Origin of the sequence: Peptoniphilus sp. (assembly GCF_050943655.1) — a bacterium.
Taxonomy (GTDB): Bacteria; Bacillota; Clostridia; order Tissierellales; family Peptoniphilaceae; genus Peptoniphilus_A.
Genome location: NZ_JBMNPQ010000079.1, coordinates 1 through 6,729 on the forward strand (window position 1 = coordinate 1; position 6,729 = coordinate 6,729).

General features: G+C 33.8%; 5 protein-coding genes. 4 read left to right on the forward strand and 1 reads right to left on the reverse strand.

Annotated features, from left to right (window positions below):
- Window positions 1-232 precede the first annotated feature (232 nt).
- Window positions 233-2,533, reverse strand: a complete 2,301-nt coding sequence (locus ACOX6R_RS06830) for a bifunctional dihydroorotate dehydrogenase B NAD binding subunit/NADPH-dependent glutamate synthase (RefSeq protein ID WP_433448604.1) — start codon at window positions 2,531-2,533, stop codon at window positions 233-235.
- A 135-nt stretch (window positions 2,534-2,668) separates the two neighbouring features.
- On the opposite strand from ACOX6R_RS06830, the gene proB reads away from it, so the two are divergent.
- The 4 genes from proB (at window position 2,669) to ACOX6R_RS06850 (ending at window position 6,630) form a co-directional block, all read left to right on the forward strand.
- Entirely contained in the window at window positions 2,669-3,451 is a 783-nt protein-coding gene (gene proB, locus ACOX6R_RS06835; RefSeq protein WP_433448606.1) for a glutamate 5-kinase, read from the forward strand.
- Window positions 3,429-4,685 (forward strand): glutamate-5-semialdehyde dehydrogenase, encoded by a 1,257-nt coding sequence (locus ACOX6R_RS06840; protein ID WP_433448608.1) that lies wholly within the window; start codon window positions 3,429-3,431, stop codon window positions 4,683-4,685. Before proB ends, ACOX6R_RS06840 begins: the two co-directional genes overlap by 23 nt.
- A gap of 27 nt (window positions 4,686-4,712) precedes the next feature.
- Window positions 4,713-5,396: a response regulator transcription factor gene (locus tag ACOX6R_RS06845; RefSeq protein ID WP_433448610.1), complete on the forward strand. Its 684-nt coding sequence runs from the start codon at window positions 4,713-4,715 to the stop codon at window positions 5,394-5,396.
- Window positions 5,397-5,712: 316 nt separating this feature from the next.
- Window positions 5,713-6,630: an ABC transporter ATP-binding protein gene (locus ACOX6R_RS06850; RefSeq protein WP_433448612.1), complete on the forward strand. Its 918-nt coding sequence runs from the start codon at window positions 5,713-5,715 to the stop codon at window positions 6,628-6,630.
- The last annotated feature ends 99 nt before the right edge of the window (window positions 6,631-6,729 follow it).

The following is a 6,729-nucleotide window of genomic DNA, read 5'->3' on the forward strand; positions in this document are numbered from 1 at the left end:
GACTTTAGTTTCTTATATAAATAGCTATGACTCTGTCCTTAAAAGTGAAATTGATCTCGTGTTTGGAAAAGATAATAAGTTAGATGAGTTAGTAGACGAGAAAAAAGTAGAAATTAGTCAAGTTGGACATATTGACGTCGTAAAATTAATTTAGATAAAAGATTTTGACACTTGTAAATATAAATATAAAGACCAGGAGGAGATACCTCTTGGTCTTTTAAAATGTCATCAATTATTTATTTCTTAAAAATTCATCAATTGATTTTGCGGCGTTTTTACCAGCTCCCATTGCAAGGATAACTGTTGCAGAACCTGTTACTGCATCTCCGCCAGCAAAAATTTCTTCTCTTGATGTTTGAGACTCTTCGTTTACTATTATGCCGCCCCAATTTTCTATGTCGAGATTTTTTGTTGTTGAAGAGATAAGTGGGTTTGGATTTGTTCCAAGGGCCATAATAATTGTTTCAAATTCTTCTGTGTAGTCAGACCCTTCAATTTTAACTGGTCTTCTTCTGCCAGATTCATCTGGTGCACCAAGTTCGTTTCTTACGCAGTTTAGAGCTTTTACCCAGCCGTCTTCAGTTCCTAGAATTTCAGTAGGAGCTGTAAGCATTTCGAATTTAATTCCTTCTTCTTTTGCGTGATGAACTTCTTCGACTCTTGCTGGAAGTTCTTTTTCAGTTCTTCTGTAAAGTATGGATACATCTGCTCCAAGTCTTTTTGCAACTCTTGCAGCATCCATTGCAACGTTGCCGCCGCCAATTACTGCAACTTTTTTGCCAACATTTACAGGAGTGTCGTATTCTTCGTCAAAAGATCTCATCAAGTTATTTCTTGTCAAGAATTCATTAGCTGAATAAACTCCATTTAAGTTTTCGCCAGGAATGTTCATGAATTTTGGAAGACCTGCACCTGAACCAATAAATACAGCTTCATAGCCGTCTTTAATTAAGTCGTCCACAGTAAGAGTTCTTCCGATTACAGTATTGTTTTCAATTTTTACGCCAAGGCTTTTAATGTTATCAACTTCATGCGCAACAACTTCTTCTGGAAGTCTGAATTCTGGAATTCCATAAGTTAAAACTCCGCCGCTTTCTTGAAGAGCTTCAAAGATTGTAACATCATATCCCATTTTAGCAAGTTCTCCGGCACAAGTAAGTCCAGCAGGGCCTGCTCCTATTACTGCAACTTTTTTGCCCATAGACTTAGGTTTTTCGTTTGAGTCAATGTGGTGACGTCTTGCATAATCTGCAGAGAATCTTTCAAGTTTACCTATAGAAACAGAGTCTCCTCTATTTGCAAGCACGCATCTCTCTTCACATTGTGTCTCTTGTGGACAAACTCTTCCGCAGACAGCAGGTAGGGAAGTGTAAAGTGATAGAACTTTATATGATTGTTCAAAGTTTCCACTTGCAATCTCTTTAATAAATCCAGGAATGTCTATTGAAACTGGACATCCTTCAACGCATTGTGGCTTTTTGCAGTTTAAACATCTGCTAGCCTCGAGAACTGCTTCTTCAGGAGTATAGCCAAGACACACTTCCTTAAAGTTTTTGTTTCTCTCTTCTGGATCTTGGTTTGCAATAGGAATTCGTGTGAATCTATCCTCTGCCTTTTTTATTTCAATCTTTTCGTTTAGATTTTCGTCATATTTTACTCTAGAAGCTTCAACAGCCATATCCATTGTGCAGTGGTGGTCTTTTATTTCAGTAGTTTTTTTGTTATTAATATATTGTCTTTGTCTTTTCATTGCAGAGTCAAAATCAACAAGGTGACCGTCAAATTCTGGACCATCAACACATGCAAATTTTGTTTTGCCTCCCACGTTTACACGACAAGCTCCACACATTCCAGTTCCATCAACCATAATAGGGTTAAGAGAAACTGTGATAGGTAGGTCGTACTTTCTTGTAGTAAGTTCTACAAACTTCATCATAATCATTGGACCAATAGAGACAACATTGTCGTATTTTTTATGTTCGTTTTCAACTAAATCAACAAGTTTATCTGTAACGAGCCCTTTAAATCCGTAACTGCCATCGTCAGTTGCTATGTATAAATTATCACAAACTGATGCAAGTTCGTCTTCAAGGATTACAAATTCTTTGGACTTTGCTCCAATAATGATGTCGCAGTGAAGGCCGTTTTCTTTAAAATATTTGGCTTGTGGATAAACTGGTGCAGTACCAACTCCACCTGCAACGAATAAATATTTTTTATCTTTGAGCTCTTCAAGATCCATTAACATAAAGTCTGACTCTTTACCAAGAGGTCCAACGAAATCTTTAAATTCGTCGCCTTCTTCAAAAGCACAGATTTTTTTTGTGGATTCTCCAGAAGCTTGAACTACTATTTGAACGCTACCTCTATCGATGTCATAATCAGATATAGTAAGCGGTATTCTTTCAGAATATTTATCAGCAATTAAAATAATAAATTGACCAGGTTTTGCTGAAGCAGCAATTTTTGGTGCATAGACATCAAATAGGTAAATATTTGGTGCCAATTCTTCTTTTCTCAATATTTTTGACATTTAATTCCCTCCATCTGATATAATTATAAAACATTGTAAAAATCAATACAATGTTTATGTCAATTAATTTAATTTGATGTTTTAGCGCATTACATATTGTGGTTATAATGTGTTTAATAAACTTTGGGAGATATTATGAGAAAATTTAAAAATAATTTAAAGAAAGTAGTAATAAAAGTTGGTTCATCGTCAATTACTCATGACAATGGAAAAATAAATCTTCAAAAGATAGATGAACTCTGCTACGAACTTGCAAATCTTGAAAATAATGGCATGGATGTAGTGTTAGTTTCTAGTGGAGCAATTGCAGCAGGTCGTGCAAAATTAAAAATTGACAATAGGCCGACAGATACTTCAGAAAAACAAGCAGCAGCTGCAGTGGGACAAGTTGCCCTTACTAATATATACGATAGAAGTTTAATAACATATGGCTATAATTCTGCACAAATTCTTTTAACTAGACAAATAGAAAAAGATAAAGAGATGAGTAACAATGCCAGAAACACCTTAGAAAAGTTAAGAGAGATGGACGTAATTCCAATAATAAATGAAAACGACAGCATTTCTACTTACGAAATAAAGTTTGGCGATAACGACACGCTCTCTGCCGTAATAGCAAGATTAATTGATGCAGACCTCTTAATAATGCTAACAGATATTGAGGGCCTATACACAGATGATCCGAGGAAAAATAAAGACGCACAAATAATAAGGGAAGTCACAGACATAAAATCTGTTGAAAGTCTTGCAAAAGATACTGATTCAAATGTTGGGACAGGTGGAATGCAGACAAAAATAAAAGCTGCAAAACTTGCTACTGAAAAGGGTATAGAAGTAGTGATTGCATCTGGCGAAAATATGAAAATAATAAGAGACATTGTAAAGGGTGATATTATTGGAACGTATTTTAAGTGTTAAAGATATTGGAAAAATTGCAAAAGAGTCTTCGCGAAAACTTGCAAAATTAAGTACGAAGGAAAAAAATGATATTTTGCGTTCAGTTAAGCTTTCAATAATTGAAAATACAGAAAATATTTTAAATGAAAATGCAAAAGATATTGAAGCTTCTAAGAGAAATAATATGCCAGAGGGTTTAATTGATAGACTTCTTTTAAATGAAGAAAGAATTATGTCAATGGCAAAGGCAATTGATGATGTAATAGATTATAAAGATCCTGTGGGACGAGTTCTATCTATGGAAGAAAATTATGCAGGGCTAAAAATTGGAAAGAAAACTGTGCCCCTTGGTGTGATTGCAATAATATATGAAGCAAGGCCAAATGTCACTCTCGATGCGGCGATTCTTTCTATTAAGGCATCAAGTGCAATAATTTTGCGTGGAGGAAAAGAGGCAATTAATTCTAACATTGCAATAGCAGAGGCAATTAGAGAGGGAATAAAAAACGCAGGTTATGACGAGAACTTTGTGCAAATTATAAGGGACACAAGTAGAGAGTCATCTCTTCTTCTTATGCAGCTTAAAGGCTATGTAGATTTATTAATTCCTCGCGGTTCAGCTTCACTTATAAATTCTGTTGTTGAGAATGCAAAAGTTCCTGTAATCGAAACAGGTGTTGGCAACTGCCACATCTATGTTGATGAGAAGTGCGACATTAAAAATGCACTTGAAATTATAAAAAATGCAAAGACGACTCGCGTTGGAGTTTGTAACGCAATGGAATCTCTAGTCGTTCATGAAAATCTTCCAGATGAATTTTATGAAGGTCTAAATAAAATTGTGGAAGAATTTAATTTAAAAGTCTATGCAGATGATAGAGCAATAGAAAAAATTACAGGCGCAAAGTCTGCAACTGAAGAAGACTTTGGAAAAGAGTATTTAGACTATGCCTTCTCTGTTAAGACTGTATCAAATATTGACGAAGCAATAGAACATATTGCAAAATATTCAACGGGTCATTCTGAGGCGATTTTGACTGAGTCTTATGAAAATGCAATGAAGTTTTTAGATGAAGTGGACTCAAGTTCTGTCTATGTCAACGCATCTACGAGATTTACTGATGGTGGAGAATTTGGAAAAGGTGCAGAGCTTGGAATTTCCACACAAAAGCTGCACGCAAGGGGACCAGTTGGGCTTGACGAATTAGTAAGCTACAAATATATAATTTTTGGAAATGGACAGATTAGAAATTAGTTAGACGAGACAGGCTTAGGTGATGTGATGAATAAGATATTAGTAGTTGAAGATGACAAGGATATAAATGATCTCGTTGTAGAGATTTTAAAAAAGAGTGGATACGATTCTTATGGAGCACTAAATGTAAGAGAGGCAAATTTATTTTTGCAAATACATGATTTTGATTTAATACTCTTAGACCTCATGATGCCAGAAGTGAGTGGTGAAGAATTTCTAGAAGAGCTTCGCAAGAACAAAAAACTTCCAGTAATAGTTCTTAGTGCAAAAATTGCGAAAGAGTCTAAAATAAATGTGCTTAAAATGGGAGCAGACGCATTTATAGAAAAGCCCTTTGATAAGGACGAACTCCTTGCAGTTGTTGAAGCAGTGATAAGAAGATACAAGGACTTTAACGAGGAAAATCATGAAGACAAAAACGAGATTAGCTACAGGGACATTCACATTGATTTAAATACAATGGCGGTGGAAGTAAAGGGCGAGGCGATTAAACTGACACCCATTGAATATAAAATTTTGCTTCTTCTTATGAAAAATCCTGATAGAATTTATACGCGTGAGAATCTCTATGAAGAAGTGTGGGAAGATGAATATTTTTATGATTCTGACACAATCAATGCTCACATATCAAACTTGAGATCGAAAATTAAAAAAGTTTCTGGAGAAAATTATATAGAAACTGTTTGGTCAATTGGATATAAATTAAAATAAAATCTAGGTTAAGCCTAGATTTAGTTCATAGACAAAGCTCAAGAAATCTTATCTCATTACAGAAATTGGGAAAGTTCATACTTTCGTAAATCTGAAAATCACAAACTCACTTAATGGGACAGTGTGATTTTCGGTCGATTTACTTCAAGTCGAACTTCCTACAATTTCTTCCATAGGATAAGATTTCTTTAGAGCTTTGTTATTTTTTAGACAGTTTGAATCTAGGTTAAGCCTAGATTTTTTTCTTTAGAAAGTCTTTAGAACTCCTTAATTCTTTATTAAACTTTATGAGAGATAATAATTGCAGGAGGTAGTTATGGAAAAGATTATTGAAATAAAAAATTTAAATAAAATTTATACAAAAACAAAAGCCCTCGATAATTTGGATTTTAATTTATACGATGGCGATACTTATGGACTAGTGGGAGCAAATGGTGCCGGTAAGTCCACTTTACTTAAAATTTTGGCAGGTTACATTGAAAAAAATAGTGGCGATGTCAATGTTTTTGACAAAAACCTCGACAAGAATACAGAAATTAGAAATAGCTTTGGATTCTTGATAGAAGAAGCGTCATTCTATTCATATTTCACAGGTATGCAAAATTTAAAATATTTAGCAGACTTAAAGGGGATAGAAATTCCAAAAGAGACATTTGAAATTGCAAAACTTTTTAAAATAGATAATGCACTAAATAAAAAAGTAAAAGCTTATTCAACTGGAATGAAGCAAAGACTTGGAATTGTGGCTGCACTTATGAATAGACCAAGAGTTTTAATTTTAGATGAGCCCATTAATGGTCTTGATCCAGAAGGTATAGTGGATCTTAGAAATGTTTTATTAAGGATTAACAAAGAGTGGAATACGACTATTGTAGTTTCTTCTCACATATTAAATGAGCTATCACTCATTGCAAATAGGATTGGATTTATAAAAAAAGGGAAGATGCTTCAAGAGTTAACTAGAGAAGAATTGGACTCCAAAGTTAAAGACTATATAAAAATAGTTGGAGAAAATGAAAATTTAAATAAAATCGTAAATATTTTGGAAGAGGATTTGAAAATAGAAAACTTTAAAGTTATGGATAATAACGAGATAAGGGTCTTTGATAAAATTGACATCCTTACAATTCAAAAGGAAATGGCAAAACACAATATATATTTAAACGAGATTTACCACAAAAAATCTACACTTGAAGAATATTATGTAAAATTAATGGGAGGTCAAGATGAATAAATATTTTAAAACAGATTTTAAAAGAGCTCTATCAAGAAGAAATACAAAGATAGGTCTATTAATTTCAGTTGCCTTTGTAGTAATTCTAAATTTATTACT

Coding starts and splice junctions, on each gene's coding strand:
- ACOX6R_RS06850 (WP_433448612.1), top strand. CDS start 5,713: ATGGAAAAGATTATTGAAATAAAAAATTTAAATAAAATTTATACAAAA.
- proB (WP_433448606.1), top strand. CDS start 2,669: ATGAGAAAATTTAAAAATAATTTAAAGAAAGTAGTAATAAAAGTTGGT.
- ACOX6R_RS06830 (WP_433448604.1), bottom strand. CDS start 2,533: ATGTCAAAAATATTGAGAAAAGAAGAATTGGCACCAAATATTTACCTA.
- ACOX6R_RS06845 (WP_433448610.1), top strand. CDS start 4,713: ATGAATAAGATATTAGTAGTTGAAGATGACAAGGATATAAATGATCTC.